Here is a 20,982-nt window from a genome sequence, read left to right on the forward strand (position 1 = left end):
ATGGATGGACTGAAACTCCTCGTCGGGCTGGTCGTGTTGGCGTCTGTGACCGCGTCGCCGGCTGTCGCCGCGAGCGCGGGTGGGACACCCGGCGCACCGGCGACGGCCAGTGACGGGGTCGTGGCGACACACCAACAGCCCGACACGACAGTTGGACAGGCACGGAGCGACCAGCCGCCGGAGACGGCCGACGAGTACCTCGCGGCGTTCAACGAACTGTCGGGGACGCCCGCGTTCGAGCAGTACACGGAGTTCGAGACCATCCGGTCGCTCGCGGTCTCGAAGCTCCAGGTCGTCGAGTTCGACGACGAGACGGAGCGCGAGATGGCGACCGTGCTGTCGCTGCTCCGGTCGTTCAGCGAGAGCTACACCGCGGCCGAGAACGGCTCTGTCAGGGCGAGCCTCGAGACCGCGAACGGGACCGCACGGCAGGTACAGACGCTCGAAGAGCAGGGGCTCACGTACGCGCCGCTGGCCGACCTCGCGCTCAGCCGGTTCTACGAGAACCAGGGGGACGCGCTGCTCCAGTCGGCATCTGAGGTGACGACGACCCCCGAGAAGCTCCGGCTGCTCGAACAGGCCGCGACCGCGTTCCGTGCGGCCGGTGCCTCCCAGAAGTTCTCGCAGGTGAACCTGCGGGTCGAGGAGCTGCGCAGCCAGTACGAGCGCGACGTGGCGCGGATGAACAGCGCGGAGCAGCGGGCGAGCAGCTTCCTCGAACGCTGCTCGTCCTGTGACGGCGTGAGTGCGGTGGCGAGCGGCGAACTGTTCGGGACGTTCGCGCTGTATCTGGATTCGGGCGGCACGCTCGCGGACGTCCGTGATGCCGAAGACCGCGCGGGCGAGAACGCCCTCTCGGACCGGCAGAGCCAGCTCGCTGGTCTGCGAGGCGATGTCTCGTCGGCGCGGACGACGCTCGCGCTCGCCAGCACCGCGTTGCTGGTGGGCTACGGCGCACTCGTCGCACTGTTCGCGATGCTGGTGACCCACCGGCTCGTCGTCTGGCGGCGGACGGTCGACGCGGCGAACGTCGGTGACATCGTCGTCCTCCAGGGTGGTCGGGATGCGTAGGACCGCCGGAACCGCGGTCGTGCTCGCCGTCCTGCTGCTCGCCAGCGCTGCGGTCGCCGTGCCGGCGACGGCTGGCAACGCGGCCCTGGCAGGGCCCGGCGAGGCGGTGCTGAACGACGGGAACCAGACGGCCGACGGGGCGACCGTCGTGCCACAGACGGCCCAGCTCGAACTCCAGCAGGCGTTCCCGGGCGAGACCGACACCGACATCGCGTCTATCGAGTTCACAGCCACGAGCAACGAGACCGTCACCGCTCCGCGGGAACGCACCGACGGCGAGGTGACGTTCGAGTTCGACCGCTGGTCCGGCAACGGCGACGACGGGACGGACAACGAGTTCGACGTGGTCGCTGGCGAGACGTACGAGGTCGAGTACGAGGCGACCGGATCCTCGCAAGGGGAGTCCGGGTACGACACGACGCGCTCCGTCTACATCTCGCGGCGTGGCGGCATGAGCGGGACCCTCGAAGCGAACGTCGAGTACGTCGAACCCCGGTTCGGCGGCACCGATGCCGGGTCGACGCAGGAGGTCCGGTTCGAGGGCACGGACGAGCAGACGCTGAGCGTGACCGTCGAGTTCCGGAACAGCGGGGCCGGCGACATGGACCTCCAGTCGACCTCGGCGTCGGCCGGGGCGGACATCACGGCCTCGACCTCCAGCGAACCGAACCGGGTCGACGCCGGCGAGACCGAGACCGTCACCGTCGACATCGCCGTCGACGAGTCGATCCGGGAGGGAGTCCACTCCATCGATCTCACCCTCGAGGACAGCCTGGGCAACGTCGAGACGGTCCGGTTCGACATCGAGGTGGTGAAGGCGACCTCGGTCGAGTCGGACGAACCCGTCGTCGACCTCGGGAACGTGCTCGTCGGGACCAGCGAGAGCGTCCCGGTGACCATCGCCGAGCAGACCGGGTACGACAGCGTCGACGTGTCGGTGAGCGACCCGAGCGGCGTCAACCGGAACGCCTCCGCCTCGGTCTCCGGCCTGTCCGGCAGGCTCGGTGCCGGCGACAGCAGGACCGGCACTGCGACGGTCAGCATCGACGGCGACGCCGCCCAGCACGCCGAGAAAACCTGGACAGTCCAGCTGGATACGGACGATCCCGACGCGGAACGGAAGTCGTTCCGCATCGACGCCCGCGTCATCTACCCGGCGATGTTCGGTGACTCGACCGGCACCGGGGCCTCGTACACCTTCGACGAGCGGCGTGGCGAGTCGACGTTCACGCGTGAGGTCACGACGACCGTCGAGAACACGGGCGACCTTCCGCTGGCCATCGAGGACGTCAGCGTCGGCTCCCCGACCTTCGACGACGACTACGTCAGCGCCGATCTGACCCGAGCGTCGGACTCCGTCCCCGGGCTGGACAGCCGTGACTACAACCTCGACGTGACCCTCGACAGCGAGGTCCCCGAGGGCGACCACACGCTGGGTGTCCGGTTCACGTCCAGCAACGCCTCCGCCGGCACCCAGACCGTCGAAGTGCCACTCACTGTCGAGCACGAGACCGAGCTGGACACCGATTCCGAGCGCGTCGAGTTCGGACAGCTGGAGATCTCCCGGACGGACACCGCGACGGTGACGGTTTCCGAGGCACTCGGCTACAACGCCATCGAGAACCTCACGCTCCAGCGGGTCGACGGGCCCGACCAGGGATGGCTCACGGTCCAGCGCGACGTGCCGGAGCAACTCGCCGCCGGCTCCGAGAGTCAGACCGTCTTCGGTCTGCAGTTCGACACCGACGCCGAGGTGCTGACTCCCTACGAGTGGACGTACCGGGTCGACGGGGACGACGTCGAGCCTCGGACTATCACCGTGACCGCCGAGCCGGGCATCATCGAGGGCGAGGAGACCCACGAGCGGCTCCAGTCGTTCGGGGACCACCCCGATCTCGGCGAGTCGGCGGGGTCGATGGACGAGATGCTGACCCGGCTGGAGGAGAAGATCGAGGACGGCGACCTCGAATCGGGCCAGGACATCTCCCGCGGATTCACCGCAGCCCAGACGTTCGTCGAGTACCTCGACGCAGCCGAACGCGTCCAGGAGGTCCGCGAGTCCGAGGGGAACGAGGCGGCCCAGGACGAACTGGTCCGGTCGGCCTCGACGTACAACACCGTCGCACTGTACGTCTCCGAGCTCGAGGACCCCGAACTCCGGGACCTCGGCCAGCAGGCACTCGAGGAGGGCAACGTCGTGCTGGACGACGAGATCTCGACCCAGCGGTCGTACTACGAGGAGCGCATCGCGAGCGAGGAGACGTCCCTGCTGGAGGAGGCGATGTTCAAGCGCAGCCTCGCCCGCATCGCCGTCCTCGAGGGTGAGGACGAGCGCGCGACGCAGCTGCAGGCCGAGTCCGACGCCGCGTTCGAGGCCTACTCGGCGAACGTGAGCCAGGGGCAGGCCAGCCTCCAGGAGGCACGGTCCGCCAGAGAGAACCTCAGCGGGTCGATGCTGACCTCGGTGGGAGGGACGCCGCTGCTGTTGAACCCGGCGAACCTCGGGCCGTTCGACAAGCGGAGTGCACATATCGAGGCACAGTACGACGAGGCGATCGCACACTTCGAGGCGGTCGGCGAGCAGGAGACCGCCGACTCCATCCGCGCCGAGCGGGGCCAGCGGCTCTCGGCGCTCTCGACCGCCCGCACCGCGATGTTCGTCGTCACCGCGGGCTACGTGCTCGCGTTCCTCGCCCTGGTGCTCCACCTGATACGGGGGACGCTGGCGTACGTCTCGGACGCCAACGAGGCCGTCAGCGGCGAGTTCCTGGTCTGACCGCTCTGGAACTCGCCCGAACGCCCCGCCGTCGTTGCAGTGTCGTGAATCGGGAGCGCCCGGAACAATGTTTATCATTTTTCGTGAGCAATTTCCAGCTACGATGCCCCGGGACCACTCTGACCACCGTGCTGACGACGCCGGCGGTGAGACCACCGCGGCCGGCCTCGCTGACGACCAGCTCTACCGGGGACTCGCGGCGACCGAACGACGCCGTGTCCTCTACTCGCTGCTGTCGGTCGGCCCGGCGGACGCCCAGCAGCTGGCGACGGTGCTCGCCGGATGGCGGGCCAGCGACAGCGGCCGGTTGGTGACGGCGGAGCAGCGCGAGGAGCTGCTGACCGAACTCGTCCACGTCCACCTCCCGCTGCTCGAGGAAACGGGCCTGGTGGTCCGCGAACGGGCGTCGAGCGACATCGCGGTCGGACCGCTCGACCCGGCGGTCAGACAGCTCGTCCGCGACAGCATCGCCGCCGAGGAGTGAGGATGCTCGACCGCATCATCGAGCGTCTCACGCGGAACGACAGACGGTTCACGGTGTACGGCCGGGAGGAGGAGACCGACATCGAAGCGCAGTTCGCGGCGCACTCGGTGACGGTGGACTACCACCGGCTCCCGCCGGACGGCCCGGATCCCTTCGTGGTCGTCGAGGAGGACGGCGAGTTCGCCGGTGCCGTCCCCGTCACCGAGCTGGAGTGGCTGCTGACTCCGCCAGTCGTCCGGCCGGCCTCCCCGGCGGCGGTCTCGCCGGGCTACCGGGTCCTGTTCGAGGTACTCGACGAGACGGTGTTCACGGCGTTGAACCGTCGCCAGCTCGACGCGGTGAGCAAGGAGATAGAGGACCGTGCTCGTCGCGTGGGAGGCGGACAGCTCCGGGCCAGCTTCCAGCAGCTCTCCACGTTCGCCGACCAGGTCGAGTGGTACTGGACACTCGGCGAGGCTGGGCTGGACATTCACGTCTACGGCGCACCGGACTGGGAACCGCCGGCGATACCCGGGGTGACGTACCACGGCTACGGCGACGCGTCGACGGAACGGTACTGGGTCCTCACGTTCGACGGTGGGCCGAACCCGACGCAGGCGTGTGGGCTGGCCGCGCGAGCCGCGGAGGACTCGTTCGACGGGTTCTGGACGGACGACGCCGAACTCGTCGCGGAGATAGAGGACGCTCTGCAGGCCGCGGCCGGCGTCGACTGACCCCGTTCAGTCTGTCTGTTCGAACGGCGTCGAGATGTGGGCGGGCACGGACAGCTCCTCGGCCGGCTCGTCGCCCTCCCAGGTCGCCGTCCACCCCTCCAGATGCGACCGTTCCCACTGCTCCGGCGTGGCCGCGACCGGCCCGTCGAGTGCGAGCCGGTCCGTCTCCCCCTCGCAGGTGACCAGCAGGTCGACCGCCAGCTCGCGGTCGCTCTCGGCGGGTTTCACGTCGACGTAGTGCTCGACCGTCTCCCCGGGCTGGAGCTCCTGGATGGTCTCCTCGACGTAGATCATCTCGTTCAGTCGCTCGCCGGTTGCCGCGAGCTGGAGCTCCTGGATCGGCTCCTCGGAGGCGTTCCGCAGGTTGCAGACGACCTTGCTGTAGGTGTCGGCGACGTGGGTCTCGCGACCGATACCGGGGTCGAGCCGGTTCGCGACGGCGGTTCCGGTCCCGGCGTCACGTTCGACGGTCGCGAGCGACTGGAACCGCCTGTCGCCCCCGTACTCGATGGTGAGCGGCACCACCTCGTCGGTGTCGGCGAGCTCCGTCTCGGGTGCCGGAACGCTCCCCGACCAGCGGACCGTCTCGCCGGGTGCGACCCCCTCGCCGTGGGGGTCGATGTCCCAGGCCCCGACCCACGTCACGTCGACTCCTTCGACGGAGAGGTAGTCGTCGGTGCCGTTCTCGACGGTGCCGCGGACACGGACCGTCGGCCCGCTCGCGTCCACGCTCGCACGGACCGCGAGCGGGCCGTCGCGTACGTCGACGTCCATCGCGCCGGTCTCCGCGAGGTGACTGCCGCCCGCCGTCGCGGCGACGGGGGAGAGCTGGCTCCGGCCGCGGCGAGCGAGCGCGTGGGCCCGCTGATAGCGGCGCTCCTCGCCCCGGTCGAAAGAGCCGAGCCGGAACTGCTCGCCGTCGGCCGCGAGCGTGAGGTCGTCGATCTGGCCCTCGACCTCGACAGCGAGGTACTCCAGGAACGCCTCCGTCGCGGCCGGCTCGTCGTCGGCCACGGCGCGGCGGAGCGACACGGCCGGTGAAGCGCTGGCCCCAGCCGTGTCGCCCCAGTCCGCCTGTCGACCGTCGTGGGGCTGTCGGCCCTGGCCGCTTCGCCCGCCGGCAGGCTGCCCGCGGTCCGTCCCCGCCGAGGCACCCGCTCGCTGGTCGCGGGCACCGGGGGCGGCCCCTGCCGCGAAACTGCTGTCGAGCGAGAGGTCGTGGGTGTCCTCGACGCCAGCGCCGTCGAGTCGACCCCGGAGCACGTTCCCGTCGAGCCCGGCCGCGACGGCCCCCGGGAGAGCGACGGACAGCGTCCACGTCGCCCCCGGAGCGGCGTCGACAACGCGTTCGACCGGGCCGGCGTCTCCGATGCCCAGCAGGACGACCGAGTCCGCGACCTTCGTCTCGGTCGGGTTCTCCACGGTCACGTCCACGAACAGGAACGACCCCTCGACCGTCGGCTCGACCGACACCGTCACCGAGCCGTCGGTCGCGCTCGTGGACGCGGTCGCGACCGTCGCCCCGGTGTCGTCCACGACGGTCCGTTCGACGGACTCCCCGGGGGTGTACCGCTCGGTCAGCTCGACGCGGCTCGTCTCTCCCGGGGCGACCGCGCCGACGTGGAGATCGTCCTCGCGGACGCGGAGCTCCTGGAGTACCTCGCCCTCGTTGTGGACGAACAGCGTCGCGTGGACCGTCGCGCCCTCGACGCGGTCGACTGTCAGCTCGGCCGCGATGGACTTCTCGGGCGGCTCCGGCCGGTCGATGGCTATCGACTCGCTCGCCAGCTCGACGCCGTCGGCGGAGACACGGACCTCGGCGGTCTCCACGTCGTCGATGTCGGTCACTTCGAACTCCGCCGTCGCGCTGCCGCCCGCCGGCAGGTCGGCCGTCGTGCTCCGGCGAGCCGTCGACGCTCCCTCGACCGCGATGGTCACCGTCGTGCTCCCCGCCGTCTCGGCCTCGTTCGTCAGTTCGACGACGAGCGGCTCGCCCGGTCCGATCGCGTCGACCGGGAGAGTCGCGGTCACCGCGTCAACGTCCGCGCTCCGGCGATGGACCGACAGCGTGTCCTCGCGGTAGACACAGACGAGGTCGCCGTTCCGGGCCGGGTACACCGAGCCCGCCGGCAGGCCGTCGACCGACTCGTAGGTCCCGTCGGGCTGTACCGCGAGCAGGCCGTCGGCGGTCCGCACGAGCAGCGTCTCGTCGCCCCGTGGCGTGACCTGTGTCGGACGTATCTCCGTGCGCCAGTCGACCGTTCCGGACTCGGGGTCAACGCCCACGAGCTGGTCGGACTTCAGCGCGGCGACGACGGTGCCACCGGTGCCGCCGACGCCCGTGAGCGCGCTGCCGAGGTCCGCGTCGAACACCTGCTCCCCCTCGGCGTCGACCCCGGTGACGAACGACCACGCACCGAGCAGGAACCGGCCGTCGGCGGCGACGAACGACACGTCACCGGCCACGTCCGCGTACGGTCTGTCGACCGTCCACCGGCGGGAGCCGCTCTCGCCGTCCACGCCGACGAGGTTCCGTTCCGTGAGCACGCAGACCACGTCCGCCTCCGGGACTGCGGCGACGCCCTCGACGCCCTCGGCCGCGAGGTCGAGCGACCAGACGCGGGAGCCGCGGCCGCCCGGCGAGAGTGCGAGCAGCGCGTCGGCGGCCAGCACGTAGACGCGTTCGCCCAGCGCCACGTCGACCGGCTCGGCGTCGACGCCGAGTGTTGTCCGGTCGGTGCCCCTGACGTAGGTCAGGTCACCGTCGCCGACGAGGGCGACGTCGTCGACACCGCCGTCGCTGGCCGTGACCGACGGCAGCTCGAACGCCGCGACTTCGGCGTAGCCGCTCACGCTGCATCGCCTCCAGCGTCGTCGGCCGTCGCTCCGTCGTCGGCCGGCCCGTCAGCCGCCGTGTCGCCGGCACCGCCGTCCGTCGCGGCGTCACCGCTCGGGCCGCCGTCGCCCGCCGACCCGTCGTCGCTGCCGGGGGCGTCACTGCCGCCGGTCCCGTCGTCGCCCGCACCGAGGAGGGATTCGAGCGCAGTCGGCTCGGTGCCGAGGCGCATTCCCAGCCGCTCGGCCTGGGCCTCGACGTAGCGCTGCATCTCCGGGTAGCCCTCCAGGTCGTCGGTCTTCTCGCGAACGCTGGCGACGTACTGCCGGACCGTCTTGGGCTCCGAGGCCGCGAGCTTCTCGAGCAGGTAGTCGGTGTCGGGGACGATGGGGTCGCCGTCGATGACGCTCTCGACCAGCTCGCGCTGGAACTCGCTGCCGAGGATGCGGTCGGCGACCTCGGCCGGCGTGTAGCCGACCGACGCATCCCCGAGGCGCTCGTAGTCGATCTCGTCGGCCGTCGAGAGCGAGTCGAGCTGCTTGCGCCAGACCTCCGCCATCACCGTCTCGTCCGGCTGCGGGATGAACTGCTGGATGGGGAACCGCCGGGTCGCCGCCGGGTCGATGGTGAAGGGCATGTTCGTCGCGCCGATGACGAGCAGGTTGTCCTCGACCTCGTTCATCTCCTGGAGGAAGGCGTTCGTCAGCGAGCGCTCGTGACGCTGGAGCGAGTCGTCCCCGCGGTCCGGGATCAGCGTCTCCACCTCGTCGAAGAAGAGTACGCAAAAGCCCTCCTGTGCGATGCCGTGGGCCTTCTCGAACACCGCCGAGACGCGCTTCTCGGACTCGCCCGAGTACTTCGAGAGGATGTCGGAGCCCCGAACTTCGAGGAACTTCACCGGCCCGTAGTTGTCCTCGATGCTCGTGTTGTACATCGCCTCGTGCGCGATGGCCTCCGAGACGAGCGTCTTCCCACAGCCCGGCGGGCCGTACAGCAGCATCGAACTGCCACGGGAGGCAAAGGCCTGTCCGTACCGACGTTCGACCTCGTTGCGCGTCTCGGCGTCGAACAGCGCGAGCAGCATCCGGGCCGTCTGCTTGACCGCCGGCAGTCCGGCCACGTCCTCCTCGAAGGAGACGGTCGGCTTCTTCGGTTCGAGGTTCACCTCGACGGCCTCGTCCTCAGCGACCTGCTGGCCGCCCGCCGGGCCGCTACCGTGGGTGGGACCACCGCCTGCGGACGAGCGCGGTGACTCCGTCGCCTTCAGCTCGCGCAGCTCTCCCGCCCCGATGAACTCGATGTCGGTGTCGTCGGTCACCCGGACCGTAGTGTAGCCCGCCGGCTCGACCTTCGCCGCGGTGAACGTGGCGAGGCTGTCACCCTGCTTGACGACCTCCTCGAAGGGATGCAGGAGGTAGTTCGTCGAGCGCAGGAACGACTCCAGCTTCTCCGGGTCGTTGCCGCCGGCGTGGATCTTCACCGCGTCGCACTCGACCACGTCGTGGACCGAGGCGTTCGGGTCGACCCGGAAGTCCCGCGAGGAGTCGATGCCGCCGAACAGCTCCGCGACGTTCCGGTGCATCCGCACCTTGTTCCCGATAGTCTCGCCCGCGAGCGGGCCGTCGTCGACCGGCTTCACGAGGAAATGTGCGGACCGGTTCTTGTGGCGAATCTCCACCACGTCGCTCGCGTTACCGAGCTTCGATTCGCCTATCTTTACGTGTGAGGTCGGCTGATCTTGTCGCAGTATCGGCGTCAGATTAAGCATTGTCTCCTCCGTTCAGTCGCCCGCCGGCCCACTCCGCGAAGGAGAGCGGCCGGTCGTTCTGTCGGTCCATCCGGCGACCCACGAACGCCACGCCCGAACTCGCCCGGACGAGCACGTCCCGCAGCGACGCGAGCATTCGGTACAGGCTCTCGCAGGCGACCCGAGCGTCGGGTGCGTCCACCGCCCGGCTGCGTCGTGCCAGCGTCTCCGCCCGTTCGTGCAGGTCTTCGGTCACCGCCCGCAGCACCGCGAGCGTCGGTTCCCAGTTCCGGGCTGCCGGGCCGCTGTGCGAGAGCGGGACGACCAGCTCGCCCGCGTGGTGCTCCAGCCGCCCTGCGTCGACGAGTGCCTCGACGGAGTCGTCCCCCGTCGACGCCGCGTCGGCGTAGCGCGTCTCGAGCACCCTCGTCAGCGCACCGTCGAGGTCGTCGCCCGTCCGCTCCACCTGCGAGGGGAACGGCGCTGCGGCGACGAACGCCTCGCCCAGCTCGGCCAGCGCGTCCGTCGCCTCGTCCGCGGTCCGGTACACCGACACGTCGTCGTAGGTCGGGACCCCCAGCAACGTCTCCAGCCGCTCGTCCACCCGTCTGAGCGTACCGAAGAACGATTCAGCTCGGAGCACGGTCGACGTGGCCGACACGAGTCGCCCTCCTCACACCTCGAAGTTGACCGCGTCCGCGTCCGTCTCGACCTCCTCGTCGGCCGTCTGCTGTGCACTTTCGGCGGCCTCTTGCACGTCGCCGACGGTGTCATCCACCATCGACGCGAGGTCCGTCGCCGAGGTCTGGTCGATCTTCTCGTCGATGTCGCCGACGCCGCCGAGCTTCGTCGCCAGCGTCCCCATGTTCTCGACGATGTTCGTCGCATCGTTGGGGAACTCCCGCTTCTGGACGGCGACGACCCGAATCTCCTGTTCTTTCGTCACCAGCGCCTCCTTCGCGGAGTTCAGCATCGATATCTGGTGGGCGAGCTCGGAGGTCCCTTCCTCGACCGTCTCGAGCAGGTTCTCCTTGTCGACCTCCTTCATCTGCTTGTGGTAGATGAACTGGCGTTTGAGCTGCTGGTACCGGGTCCGCTCGCTCTCGTCCAGCTGCGACGGGTCGTCCGGCACGCCCGGGCCGTCGCCCAGCGCCTTCAGCTCCTGTGCGGTCTCCTGGATGCGCTCGTCGATGCGGTTCGACCCGGTGTCGATCTCATCCATCTTGTCCTCAAGCTTGTCCCGGGCCCGCTTGACGCGGTCTTTCGTCTCGTCGATCTTGTCGACGCAAGCCTCGATGCCGGCGGCCCAGTTCAGTGCGGCCCGCCCGGATAGTTCGTCGTCGCGCGGGTCCTGGAGCAGCACGACGTCGTTGCCGTCGAACCGGAGGATCTCCTGGTCCTCGAAGTACTCGAGCAGCGCGTCGGCCTGTCGTTCGCTGGAGACAACCTTGCCGTGGTCGTCCTCGGCCGCCGCGAGCGTCTCGATAGCGGTCTGGCGGTCGATCCGCCCGTTGCCCTCCTCCAGGTTCATCTCGCCGAGGAGGTCGCCCTTGATGATTGCCCGTACGGCGCGCTCCCACTCGCCCTCGACGTCGTCGCCGTTGGTCCAGTCCGCCTCCAGGCGCACCATCTCGTCGGTCTCGTTCACCGGGTTTGCGATGACGTAGTCGATGCCATCGACGGTCGTGGTCTCGAACGTGTATTTGCGTGGCATTGTCTGAAATCTGACTGCTGGTTACGTGTCGACGCCTCCGAACTCCTGCTCCGCGACGACATCGGCGTAGCGTTCCTCGACGGCCTCGCGGACGTACCGGTTGACCGCCGGGTCGTTGCTCACCTGCATCTCCTCGACGTGTTCCGTCGCCGCCTCCTCGAACTCCGTCGGCGACGCCGGCAGCACGTCGCGCTCCGTTTTCACGTCCGTCAGCACACGCCGTGCCTCTCCATCGACGTACGCGTCGAAATCGTCACGCATGACGACCATCTCGCGCCCGACTTCGAGGTCGAGCCGGTCGGCGAGTGCGTCTCGTGTCGCATCGACGATCTCGTCCTGCATCCCGTGGGCCTGCGACAGCACCTCGAACCGGGCCTCTATCTCGGAGCGGACGACGCCCGGGAACTCCGCGGTAGGAACCAGGTACTGCGAGTCCTGGAAGTGTGTTTCGACCTCGTCCTCGACCTCGCTCGCGACGTACCGTGCGAACTCGTCGAGCGCGCTCTTGACGAGGTACTCGCCGTCGAGGTCCACGATGAACCCCTCCTGTTCGAGATAGCGGATGACGTCGGTCGTCGCCGCCACGTCGATGACCTTCTCCAGGTCGCTGTGGCTTATCTTCCCCCGAGCGGCCTTGCGTTCGAGCTGGGAGTCCAGCCCGACGTTGCCGGCCTGCTCTTTGAGCCGTGGCCCGATGGTGTAGTAGTCGCGCTCCCCCGCCGTGATACGCGCCACGAGGTCCCGGGATTCCAGCTCGCTGGCGAAGTAGTCCACGTCGTCGATCGCCAGGTCGAACCGCGACCGGAGGGTCTCCGACGTGATAACGATTCGTTGGCTGAACACGCTCGTCAGTTCGTTGGTCACGGCGTCGGAGCTCCCCACGCTGAACGTGTCGACGTAGTAGACGCCGTCGCGGATCTGCTCCAGGTCGGAGAATTCGTCCTCCGTCAGATCACGGAGTGCCTTCTTGAGGTCCGACGTGGACAGGTTGCTCGCGTTGAGCGTGCCGGTGTCCGCGCTCTCGTACCGCTTCTGTATCTTCCCCCGCTTGTCCGTCACGTAGAGAAACCCGTAGTTGGACATCGCAACGGACCGACATATGTCTTCGAGGGCGTCGGTGTCGACCGGCAGCAGTGACATACACACGTCTATATCTATCCGAGACAAAATACTTCGGGCCGTGTGCCCCCGCACGCGCACGAGCCGAGGCGCTCAGAACTCGGTGCCCTTCCGTGCGCGCTGGCCGGCCTCGATGGGGTGGCGCTCCTTCCGGACGTTCGTGACGAGGTCGGCCACGCCGTCCAGCCAGTCCGGCCGCTCGTGCCCGCCGGTCAACACCAGCTCGAGGTCGTCGGGCCTGTCCTCCACGAGCGCCACCACCTCGTCCACGTCGAGCAGCCCGCGATTCGCCGCGTAACACACCTCGTCGAGGACGAGCATGTGGACGCCGTCGGTCGGGTCGCCGTCGAGAGCGAGCGGGGCCGTCAGGTCGGCCGCCTCGCAGCCCGCCAGTATCTCCCGGGTCCGGGCCAGCCCGCCGGCTGCCTGGGCCGCGTGCTCGTCGTCCTCAGAGCCGTCCATGAAGCCGTGCCAGCCGTAGTGGCCGGTGTTCTCGTAGGAGATACCCGGCATCGCGTCGATGGCGTTGTACTCGCCGCGGATATCCTCGACGCTGTCCGCGCCGCCCTTCATGAACTGGAGCACGTGGACGCGGTAGCCGTGGCCCGCGGCCCGGAACGCCATCCCGAGCGCCGCCGTCGTCTTCCCCTTCCCGTCGCCCCAGAACCCCTGGACGAGGCCGAACTCTTCGGGAGCGGACGGCTCGATAGCTGTCGATACCGGTCCCGCAACGTCCCGCTCGCCGCCGTGTTCGCTGTCGGTCATCGTGGTGGACTACGGCGCTTCCGTACTTGAACCTCACAGGTCGACGGCGTCGCCGACTCGAACCGTCTTCCCCCAGCTCGCCTCGGGAATCCGCGTGTTCACCATCACCCGGAAGAAGTGGTCGAACCAGTCCCGGTTCGCCCAGTCGGGCAGCGTCGCCTCGCGCCGTTCCACGAACAGCTCCCGAAAGCCGGGCGTTTCCGCGCCGGTGTCGGGGTTCCGCGTCGGGACGACACAGCGCTGGCAGGGCTGGACGCCCTCGACCCCGACGTCGCCCACGGAGAAGCTCTGCACCGAGTCCCGGTCGGCGTACAGCCGGTCCTCCCAGAACGGTTCGTCCGCCTCGACGACGACGTTCGGGCGCAGTCGGCGGAGCATCTCCTCGGTGTCGATGCCGTCGTACCAGCCTGCGATCTCCGCTGCCGTCTCGCGTGCGATGACCGTCGGGCCGTCGGCCTCGGTGTCGTCCGGCATCCCGCCCGAGGCGTCGCGGACGACGCTGACCGGGTAGTCGAGGAACTCGCTCAGCCACGCGTTCAGCTCGCCGCGCTCGGCGTCCATGCTGAACGTCGCCCACTCGTCGTCGCCGCGCTCGCGGACGGAGAACTCGCGGCGCTCGGGGTCGTAGTCGGAGGCGAGCCGGTGGAGGGCGGGCTCGCGCTTGCCGTTGACGAACTCGCGGTCGCCGTCGACGATGGCGAACTCGCGGTCGTGCCGGAGCGCGCCGGCGTTGACGTCGACGGCGTCGAGTTCCAGCGGGTCGAGTGACTTGACGGGGTAGACGCGGAGACTCGTGACGGTCGGCATGCGGGTTGGTTGGGAGCAAGGGGCATCAACGGTTCCGGTTCGTACCAGTGATGCCCGAGGATGAGGGCACCGTTTACGGTCCTCGTGAACGATGGGCTACACGATGCCCTCCCGCCAACTCTCGACGACTCGCCGTGGCGCACTGGCCGCCGTGACCGGCGTTCTCGGTTCGCTCGCGGGGTGCTCCAGCAGCCGCAGCGACGACGGCGACCGGCCGGACACTACCCGGCAGACGACACGTTCGACTGACACCACGGCACGGCGCGCCGAGGACGACCTCCTCGTGGTGCACGCAGACGGCTCGCTCTACCGGGTCGTCCGCGACCTCGCGGGCGTCTGGAACCGGAATCCCGTACCGGGAACGCCGGGCTACTGGACGCCCGGAGACCACGACATCGACACCGACGCGCGGCTCGCGGACTACTTCGCGTCACATCGCGGGCTGGCGCCGACGGGTGACTCGGGGCGACCACCGGTCCGTGTCGCCGCTGCCCCGGTTGCGGAGGAGCCCGCCTCGCGGGACCTGGTTGCCGGTCGCATCGACCTCGCGGGGGTCGGCTCGGAATCACTGGACGAGCTCTTCCGCGGCGAGGCTCCCTCCCAGTACGAGCCAGGCGTCGTCGCCCGGCATGGAAGCTGCTTCGCGGTGAGCCCGGCACTGCTGGAAGACGGGCTCGGGCCACTCACACCGGACGAGGTCCGGTCGATCTACGCTGGCGAGGTCGGAAACTGGCGTGCCGTCGGTGGGCCGGACCGCGACATCTACGTGCTCACCGGCGCCGACGTGACGCCGAGCCGGCAGATACGTCGAGGGTTCTTCGGCGGCGTCGAGCTCTCGCTGGACCGCCGGCTCAGCCGCCCCGAACACCGGCTCGACGCGGTCCGGGACCGCCGGGACGCGATAACGGACCTGCCGGCCGGTGGGACGGACCCCGAGTGGACGCTGCCTCTCGTCGTGGATGGACGGACCGTGGGGCCCAGGGATGCCCCGTATCCGACCACGTACGCCCAGCGACTGGTGGCGTGGGGACGGCTCGAACCGGCAGAGGCTGCGTTCGTCGACGCACTCCAGTCGCGTCACGCCCGGGCGTTCTTCGACAGTGAGGACTGGCTCGTCGGGGTCGCGGACTGAGCCTCCGCAGTCGCCGCCGGACGTTTATACGCTCCGGGTGTGAACCCCGGGCATGGCGACGGTCGCGGTCGACGGCCACGACATCAGGTACGAGGCAGCGGGCGAGGGACCACCGCTAGTGCTACTACACGGCGGCATCATCGACGCTGGCCCGGTCTCGTGGGGCGAGGTCATCGACCCCCTCTCGGAACAGTTCACCGTCTACGCGCCGGACATGCTCGGCTACGGCGACAGCGACGTGCCCGACGTCGACTACACCATCGACCGGCACGTCCGGACGATGGCAGGGTTCTGCGACGCGCTGGACATCGAAGAGCCGTCGGTGTGTGGGCTCTCGCTCGGTGGCGCGGTAGCGCTCGGCCTCGCACTCGACACCGACGTGGACGTCCGCAGGCTCGTCCCGACGAGCTGTTTCGGCCTCGGGACGGAGCTCCCGCGCGGGACTCTCTCGTACGCGCTCTCGCGACTTCCAGTGCTCAACCGCATCGCGGTCGCGCTGTTCCGACGGAGCCGCGGGTTCACGAAGGCGAGCCTGGGCGGTATCGTCGACGACACCGACAGCCTGTCCGAGGAGTGCGTCGACACGGTCTGGGAGTACGCCCGGAAGCCCAGCGCCTGCGTCGCGTTCCGGAACTTCAGGAAGCACGAGATGACGCGGGACGGCTACGTGACGAACTTCGCGCCCCGGCTCGGCGAGCTCGACGTCCCGACGCTGTTCGTCCACGGACGACACGACGAGGTCGTCCCCGTGGAGCTGGCCGAGCAGGCAGCGGCACGGGCGCCGAACGCCGAGCTGACCGTACTGGAGAGCTGTGCGCACTGGCCGCCGCGGGAGGCGCCCGAACGGATGGTCGAGCTCCTGACCGAGTTCTGTGCCGCGGTGGACACCTGAACCGCTCGCGGCGGTCCCGGCGACAGTAACCCAACCCAGGTGGCCGTTAGTGCAAAGCTACTTGTCATCGACAGCCCAAGCTCCGACAATGGCCCCCGACGCCGACCCGGAGGAGGAGCAGAGCGTCCTCCAGAGCAAGCGCAACGCGACGCGCTACCAGATTCTCTCGGAGATCGCAGAGCGGCAGCCGGCGGTCAGCCAGCAGGAGATCGCGGACGAGATCGGTGTCACGGCACAGGCAGTCAGCGACTACCTCCAAGACCTCGTCGAACGGGACTACGTCCGCAAGCTCGGCCGTGGCCGCTACGAGGTGACGAAGGAGGGTGTGGACTGGCTCATCTCGCGTACCGAGGACCTCCGCGAGTACGTCACCCACGTCTCCGAGGAGGTCATCGGACAGGTGGACGCGGAGACCGCAATCGCGGACGACCCCATCGAGGAGGGACAGACGGTGACGATGTCGATGCGCGACGGCGTCATGCGGGCATCGACCGACGGCGACGGCAGCGCGACGGCTGTCGCAGTCACGAGCGCAGCCCCCGGCCAGGACGTGGGCGTGACCGACTTCGAGGGTGTGCTCGACTACGAGCTCGGGACCGTCACGGTCGTCTCGGTCCCGCGGGTCGCGAAGAACGGTTCGTCAACGGTGGCACCGGCCGGCCTCGCGGACCACGCCGGGACACACGACCTGTTGGCGGTCTCCGGAACGGAGTCACTGGTCGCCTGTACCGAAGCCGACCTCGAACCCGACATCCGCTTCGGTTCCGCCGAGGCCGTCACGGAGGCGGCAACGAAAGGCCTGACCGTGCTGCTGGTGGTCGTCACGGACGAGCTCTCGCGGCACACCGACAGACTCCGCGACGGGAACATCGGCTACGAGGTCGTCGACGCGGCCGACCTCTGAGGAGGACTCCTCCCGAGAAGATTACTGTGGCGTATTCAACAGATGATGTCTACGCACTGCCACTCATACCGGTAATTTTAAGTATCAGTTCATTCCACAATCTGACACCTCAATCCCGACTCTCGACCGGGTACGGGGTACCCACTGACGATGACCCGCTCGATGCTTACCATCTCGGCGTCCGCCACCGTGGTCACTGGCGAGGCCGTCCCGTCCGGCGTGGAGGGTTCCTCCCCTGCCGGCTGCCAGCGCGGCGCTGGGGATGGTGAACCGAGCGGGATTCGTAACCCGAAGGGGTATCCCGCCGTTCGGTTCGTCTCTGCCGGCGCCGCGTGACGGTGTTGACGCGGCCCGGCGGTGTTTCTGCCGCTCCCTACGGCTCCTAGGCACCGCCGCTCGCGCCGGCAGTCGGGTTCTCCGAACCGAACTGGTTCCATCCTGACTGACCGGCGGGGTCGCGTCTCCACCTCGACCGCAGCGCCGACACACGAACCGAGCATCGACTGCAGCGTCCGCTCGCACACTCGGTGTGACGGACGCTACCGTCGACCACGCTCGCCCGTGCGGTTCGTTGCCGCCGGAGCCGGCCACCGCGGTCGGTGGGGTTCGACTCCTCGCGGGCGGCTCGCCCCAACGGGGGCACGATGTTCGCTGCCGGGGCACTCGCCTCGTCGCAGAGAGGCATCGCTGGAGATCGGGGTGTCAGTCCGACGGACTGGCACTCCCGTGAGTCACCGCAGGCCAACCTGCCACGGCTCGCACGCACGCCACACGGGCCTCGCACCCTCGCGGACGGCGCCCACCGACCTCGCGTCGGCGGCCGCGTTCGACTCGCGGCGAGGGAGTATGGCCCAGACCAGTCTCGGCCGAGAGACAGAAGCGACAGTCCACCTGCGCGTCCGCGTCCCCGACGGCGCGTCCGGCGACCTGCTCGCCGGCGCAGCGACCGTCGTCGCACGGATCGACGCGCTGGCCGACGTCGACGTCGCGGAGATCACCGGCATCACGCCGAACCTCAACGCGATCGTCGTCGACGTCCGTGCGACCGTCACGCTTCACTCGCAGGGCACCGACGACAGCACCGTTCGGGCCGACCTCGAGGACGGCACCGGCATCGAAGCCGTCCACGAGGTCGCGCTCGCGAACAGGACCGCAGCAACGGCGTAACGCGCCCACGACGCTCCGCTGCGTGCGCCTCCCGCGGTCCCCACCGCGACTGCCGACGCCGTCCCCGCCGACGACGGCCCTCCGACGGTAGCGTGCGGCCACACCGACGTGGCCGTCTCCGTCATCCCACCGCAGTCGTGCTTCTGCGGGCAATTCTGACGCCCGTGTCCGACTCACCAGCAGGGTCAAGTCCGGTCCACGCGAAGACGAGGGAGGACCGAATCAGGGGCGATCAGGAACCAACTACCCCATGATTTATTATTTATCCGTTCGAACGGGTGCCTATGGCAGATGCAGATGACCTTCGCGAGCAGATGATCGACGCCTTCGGTGGCGCTGACTACCCAATCTCCAGCCCGATGGACCTCGTGCCGGCGCTCCCGGACGGCCCGGGCACCCGCTTCGAGTCCGGTGACTTCTCCATGACCGCGATGGAGCTCCAGACGAAGCTCCCCGGCGGCGACTTCCCGTACGACGACGTGGAGTCGTTCGTCGACGACGTCATGGAGAACCTCGAAGACGCCGGTCACCTCGACTGACCGCCCCGCTACTCACTTCTTTCGACGCCACCGGTCAACAGCGACGGTGTCTGCGCGTTCGACTGCGACGAGTGAAGCGCGCCGTCAGTCGTCGCTCGCGACGTATCTGACCTGTCGGCTCTCCTGGCCGAGTATCGAATCCAGGTGGTAGGTCACGTCGTGCAGGCCGTCGCCGAGCTCGTCGTCCCCCAGCGGGGTCGTATCGAAGCCGCCGGTGTGGTCCCACGTCTCCGACGCACCCGCGGGGACGACGAACGACGCGTCGGTGACCGGGGTGTAGGCGATCCGCGGGCCGACCCGGTTCAGGCCGGCGACGAACCGGGCGTCCACGTCGCCCTCGTTCTGGACTGTGAGGGTGACCGTCGGATGGTCCCCCTGGGGGACCTTCTCGGGGACGGTGAACGACATCGACAGCTCCGGATACTCGGCGGCGAGTCTGCTTCGCAACGGCTCGCCCGGCCGCCACTCGCCGCCGGGCCAGCCGACGCGGACGTCGTCGCCGGTCACGACTTCCGGGAGTTCGAACAGCAGCCAGCCGCTCTCGTTGCCGTCGCCGTAGCTGTCGTCCTCGTGGTACTGCCGCCAGAGCTGGCTCTTTCCGGGTTCGACCGGAGAGTACGCCTCGTCGCCGTGAACGAAGGTGAACTCGTCCCGTCCGGCCGGCTCGTCGGCTGCGGACGCGTCGACCGAGAGGAACAGGTACCCACCGTCGTCGTCGTTGACGTGGATGGAGTCCGTCGCCAGCTGGACGACGGCGGGCTGGTACGACAGCAGGGACACCTCGGCCGGCGATTCCGCGGGCTGGGACGTGTCCGTCGGGTCGCTCGGTGTGTCGGTGCCGTTCGTCGTGTCCGTTCCGTCTGTCGGCTCGTCGCCGGACAGACAGCCGGCGAGTCCGGCGAGCATCGCGCCAGTCGTGGAGAGGAGGGCTCTGCGTCGCATGCAAGAGCGGGTCCCGCGTTCACGGGCATATGTCTTCTGTCGCCCCCGCCAGGCCACCACGTCGACGACCGACTTTTGCCCTCCCCACCCGAACGACGCCCATGGTCACGCAGGTCGCCCGCGACACGTACGCCCTCGACGCTCGGATGATGGGCATCCCGGACGCGATGTCGCCCTACGTCGTCGACGCCGCCGAGCCGGTCGTCGTCGACCCGGGCCCCGCCGCCGGTATCGAACACGTCATCGACGACATGGAGGCGGCCGGCGTCGACCCAGCCGAGGTCGCACACATCCTCCCGACGCACGTCCACCTCGACCACGCCGGGGCGACAGGCGCGCTGGCCGAGCACTGCCCGAACGCGACGGTCGTCGTCCACGAGCGCGGGGTCGACTACCTCGTCGACGCCGCGAAGCGCGACCGACTGTACGAGAGCGCCCGCGCCGCCGTCGGCGACGAGATCGCGACGGGCTACGGCCGGCCAGAACTCGTCGACCGCGAGCGCTGCCGCGTCGTCTCTGGCGGCGAGACGGTCGACTGCGGGGACCGCTCGCTCGAACTCGTGTCCGCACCGGGGCACGCACCCCATCAGGTGGCCATCCTCGACGGCCGGACCGGCGCGCTGTTTGCCGGGGACGCCGCCGGCATGAGCCTGTTCGGCGAGCTGCTCCCGACGACGCCCGCACCGGACTTCGACCTCGAACTGAGCCTCGAGACGGTGGCGCGGCTGCGCGAGCTCGACGTCGAAACGCTCTGCTACGGGCACTACGGCGCCCGCGACGACCCCGACGACGCGCTCGCCGCGTACGCCGAGTTGCTGCCAGAGTGGGTCGCCGCGGTCGAGGAGACCGCGGCGGCACACGAGGACCGCGACGCCATCGTCGCCGCCCTGTCGAACGAGTGGTCCTCGCCGACCATCGAACGTGACGTGGCCGGCGTGTTGCAGACCCTGTGAAGGCTACCCACGCCAGCCCAACCGACTTTGTGACTCCGTTCGTCGGTCCGGCCGATGTACGTCGTCCTGACCAGCATCCCGATCGACCCGGCACGTCGCACCGAAGCCCTCGAACTGGTCGCGGAGCTCGCCGAGCAGTCCCGCGCAGAGCCCGGCGTCGTCGCCTACCACGCAACGACCGACGTCGTCGACCCGAACGTCGTCCGGTTCGTCGAGCGCTACGAGGACGTCGCGGCGCTGGAGACCCACACCGAGACCGGGCACTACGAGCGATTCACCGACCGCCTCCCCGCGTTCGTCGACGGCGAGATGGAGACGACACAGCTGCGGGTCGACGACGAGGTGCTCAGCGCCAGCTTCGGCGTCGACGACCTCGACTGATTCCCACCGACGGAAAGTCGGGGGACGTTTTAAGCGCCTG

Annotated in this window: 19 protein-coding genes; 11 read left to right on the forward strand and 8 right to left on the reverse strand. The window is 69.2% G+C overall.

All coding sequences use genetic code 11. The annotated features are described in order from the left end of the window. The 4 genes from NO978_RS01220 (at position 1) to NO978_RS01235 (ending at position 5,044) form a co-directional block, all read left to right on the forward strand. Positions 1 to 1,071, forward strand: coding sequence for a hypothetical protein (locus NO978_RS01220; protein ID WP_257297686.1), 1,071 nt, complete (start codon positions 1 to 3; stop codon positions 1,069 to 1,071). Then, on the forward strand, positions 1,064 to 3,847 hold the full coding sequence (locus NO978_RS01225; RefSeq protein WP_257297687.1) for a hypothetical protein: 2,784 nt from the start codon (positions 1,064 to 1,066) through the stop codon (positions 3,845 to 3,847). Before NO978_RS01220 ends, NO978_RS01225 begins: the two co-directional genes overlap by 8 nt. A 103-nt stretch (positions 3,848 to 3,950) precedes the next feature. Beyond that, complete coding sequence (locus NO978_RS01230; RefSeq protein WP_257297688.1) at positions 3,951 to 4,331, forward strand: hypothetical protein; 381 nt, start codon at positions 3,951 to 3,953, stop codon at positions 4,329 to 4,331. Positions 4,332 to 4,333: 2 nt separating this feature from the next. Then, entirely contained in the window at positions 4,334 to 5,044 is a 711-nt protein-coding gene (locus tag NO978_RS01235) for a DICT sensory domain-containing protein (RefSeq protein WP_257297689.1), read from the forward strand. Between the two features lie 6 nt (positions 5,045 to 5,050). Here the strand turns inward: NO978_RS01235 and NO978_RS01240 are convergent, their stop codons facing one another. From NO978_RS01240 to NO978_RS01270, 7 genes are all read right to left on the reverse strand, one after another. After that, positions 5,051 to 7,897: a PQQ-binding-like beta-propeller repeat protein gene (locus NO978_RS01240; RefSeq protein WP_257297690.1), complete on the reverse strand. Its 2,847-nt coding sequence runs from the start codon at positions 7,895 to 7,897 to the stop codon at positions 5,051 to 5,053. Continuing rightward, on the reverse strand, positions 7,894 to 9,558 hold the full coding sequence (locus NO978_RS01245) for an ATP-binding protein (RefSeq protein WP_257297691.1): 1,665 nt from the start codon (positions 9,556 to 9,558) through the stop codon (positions 7,894 to 7,896). The genes NO978_RS01240 and NO978_RS01245 overlap by 4 nt, the downstream gene beginning before the upstream one ends. Before the next feature lie 82 nt (positions 9,559 to 9,640). Then, positions 9,641 to 10,288 carry a hypothetical protein gene (locus tag NO978_RS01250; RefSeq protein WP_257297692.1) on the reverse strand — a complete coding sequence of 216 codons (648 nt, stop codon included), beginning with the start codon at positions 10,286 to 10,288 and terminating at the stop codon, positions 9,641 to 9,643. A 12-nt stretch (positions 10,289 to 10,300) separates the two neighbouring features. Continuing rightward, the gene (locus tag NO978_RS01255; RefSeq protein ID WP_257297693.1) at positions 10,301 to 11,341 is read right to left on the reverse strand and encodes a hypothetical protein; all 1,041 of its coding nucleotides are present in this window, start codon (positions 11,339 to 11,341) and stop codon (positions 10,301 to 10,303) included. A gap of 21 nt (positions 11,342 to 11,362) precedes the next feature. After that, a complete protein-coding gene (locus tag NO978_RS01260; protein WP_257297694.1) occupies positions 11,363 to 12,481 on the reverse strand; it encodes a hypothetical protein in 1,119 nt (372 codons plus the stop codon). 72 nt (positions 12,482 to 12,553) lie between these two features. Beyond that, the gene (locus NO978_RS01265) at positions 12,554 to 13,225 is read right to left on the reverse strand and encodes a cob(I)yrinic acid a,c-diamide adenosyltransferase (protein WP_257297695.1); all 672 of its coding nucleotides are present in this window, start codon (positions 13,223 to 13,225) and stop codon (positions 12,554 to 12,556) included. Positions 13,226 to 13,258: 33 nt separating this feature from the next. Beyond that, positions 13,259 to 14,032 (reverse strand): MOSC domain-containing protein, encoded by a 774-nt coding sequence (locus NO978_RS01270; protein WP_257297696.1) that lies wholly within the window; start codon positions 14,030 to 14,032, stop codon positions 13,259 to 13,261. A 103-nt stretch (positions 14,033 to 14,135) separates the two neighbouring features. Here NO978_RS01270 and NO978_RS01275 point away from each other — a divergent pair, with 103 nt between their 5' ends. The 5 genes from NO978_RS01275 (at position 14,136) to NO978_RS01295 (ending at position 18,666) form a co-directional block, all read left to right on the forward strand. After that, positions 14,136 to 15,164 (forward strand): hypothetical protein, encoded by a 1,029-nt coding sequence (locus NO978_RS01275; protein ID WP_257297697.1) that lies wholly within the window; start codon positions 14,136 to 14,138, stop codon positions 15,162 to 15,164. A 52-nt stretch (positions 15,165 to 15,216) separates the two neighbouring features. Further along, positions 15,217 to 16,056, forward strand: coding sequence for an alpha/beta fold hydrolase (locus NO978_RS01280; RefSeq protein WP_257297698.1), 840 nt, complete (start codon positions 15,217 to 15,219; stop codon positions 16,054 to 16,056). An 88-nt stretch (positions 16,057 to 16,144) separates the two neighbouring features. Next, positions 16,145 to 16,960 (forward strand): MarR family transcriptional regulator, encoded by an 816-nt coding sequence (locus NO978_RS01285; protein ID WP_257297699.1) that lies wholly within the window; start codon positions 16,145 to 16,147, stop codon positions 16,958 to 16,960. 846 nt (positions 16,961 to 17,806) lie between these two features. After that, positions 17,807 to 18,127, forward strand: a complete 321-nt coding sequence (locus NO978_RS01290; protein WP_257297700.1) for a hypothetical protein — start codon at positions 17,807 to 17,809, stop codon at positions 18,125 to 18,127. A 284-nt stretch (positions 18,128 to 18,411) separates the two neighbouring features. After that, on the forward strand, positions 18,412 to 18,666 hold the full coding sequence (locus tag NO978_RS01295) for an MTH865 family protein (RefSeq protein ID WP_257297701.1): 255 nt from the start codon (positions 18,412 to 18,414) through the stop codon (positions 18,664 to 18,666). Positions 18,667 to 18,750: 84 nt separating this feature from the next. Here the strand turns inward: NO978_RS01295 and NO978_RS01300 are convergent, their stop codons facing one another. After that, positions 18,751 to 19,608, reverse strand: a complete 858-nt coding sequence (locus tag NO978_RS01300; protein WP_257297702.1) for a hypothetical protein — start codon at positions 19,606 to 19,608, stop codon at positions 18,751 to 18,753. Between the two features lie 101 nt (positions 19,609 to 19,709). Here NO978_RS01300 and NO978_RS01305 point away from each other — a divergent pair, with 101 nt between their 5' ends. Both NO978_RS01305 and NO978_RS01310 read left to right on the forward strand, forming a co-directional pair. After that, the gene (locus NO978_RS01305; protein WP_257297703.1) at positions 19,710 to 20,561 is read left to right on the forward strand and encodes an MBL fold metallo-hydrolase; all 852 of its coding nucleotides are present in this window, start codon (positions 19,710 to 19,712) and stop codon (positions 20,559 to 20,561) included. Positions 20,562 to 20,615: 54 nt separating this feature from the next. Beyond that, positions 20,616 to 20,942, forward strand: a complete 327-nt coding sequence (locus tag NO978_RS01310; protein WP_257297704.1) for a putative quinol monooxygenase — start codon at positions 20,616 to 20,618, stop codon at positions 20,940 to 20,942. The last annotated feature ends 40 nt before the right edge of the window (positions 20,943 to 20,982 follow it).

Source organism: Haloarchaeobius sp. FL176, from assembly GCF_024609245.1.
In the GTDB taxonomy this organism is placed as follows: domain Archaea; phylum Halobacteriota; class Halobacteria; order Halobacteriales; family Natrialbaceae; genus Haloarchaeobius.

Coding starts and splice junctions, on each gene's coding strand:
- NO978_RS01220 (WP_257297686.1), top strand. CDS start 1: ATGGATGGACTGAAACTCCTCGTCGGGCTGGTCGTGTTGGCGTCTGTG.
- NO978_RS01225 (WP_257297687.1), top strand. CDS start 1,064: ATGCGTAGGACCGCCGGAACCGCGGTCGTGCTCGCCGTCCTGCTGCTC.
- NO978_RS01230 (WP_257297688.1), top strand. CDS start 3,951: ATGCCCCGGGACCACTCTGACCACCGTGCTGACGACGCCGGCGGTGAG.
- NO978_RS01235 (WP_257297689.1), top strand. CDS start 4,334: ATGCTCGACCGCATCATCGAGCGTCTCACGCGGAACGACAGACGGTTC.
- NO978_RS01255 (WP_257297693.1), bottom strand. CDS start 11,341: ATGCCACGCAAATACACGTTCGAGACCACGACCGTCGATGGCATCGAC.
- NO978_RS01260 (WP_257297694.1), bottom strand. CDS start 12,481: ATGTCACTGCTGCCGGTCGACACCGACGCCCTCGAAGACATATGTCGG.
- NO978_RS01265 (WP_257297695.1), bottom strand. CDS start 13,225: ATGACCGACAGCGAACACGGCGGCGAGCGGGACGTTGCGGGACCGGTA.
- NO978_RS01270 (WP_257297696.1), bottom strand. CDS start 14,032: ATGCCGACCGTCACGAGTCTCCGCGTCTACCCCGTCAAGTCACTCGAC.
- NO978_RS01275 (WP_257297697.1), top strand. CDS start 14,136: ATGCCCTCCCGCCAACTCTCGACGACTCGCCGTGGCGCACTGGCCGCC.
- NO978_RS01280 (WP_257297698.1), top strand. CDS start 15,217: ATGGCGACGGTCGCGGTCGACGGCCACGACATCAGGTACGAGGCAGCG.
- NO978_RS01285 (WP_257297699.1), top strand. CDS start 16,145: ATGGCCCCCGACGCCGACCCGGAGGAGGAGCAGAGCGTCCTCCAGAGC.
- NO978_RS01290 (WP_257297700.1), top strand. CDS start 17,807: ATGGCCCAGACCAGTCTCGGCCGAGAGACAGAAGCGACAGTCCACCTG.
- NO978_RS01295 (WP_257297701.1), top strand. CDS start 18,412: ATGGCAGATGCAGATGACCTTCGCGAGCAGATGATCGACGCCTTCGGT.
- NO978_RS01300 (WP_257297702.1), bottom strand. CDS start 19,608: ATGCGACGCAGAGCCCTCCTCTCCACGACTGGCGCGATGCTCGCCGGA.
- NO978_RS01305 (WP_257297703.1), top strand. CDS start 19,710: ATGGTCACGCAGGTCGCCCGCGACACGTACGCCCTCGACGCTCGGATG.
- NO978_RS01310 (WP_257297704.1), top strand. CDS start 20,616: ATGTACGTCGTCCTGACCAGCATCCCGATCGACCCGGCACGTCGCACC.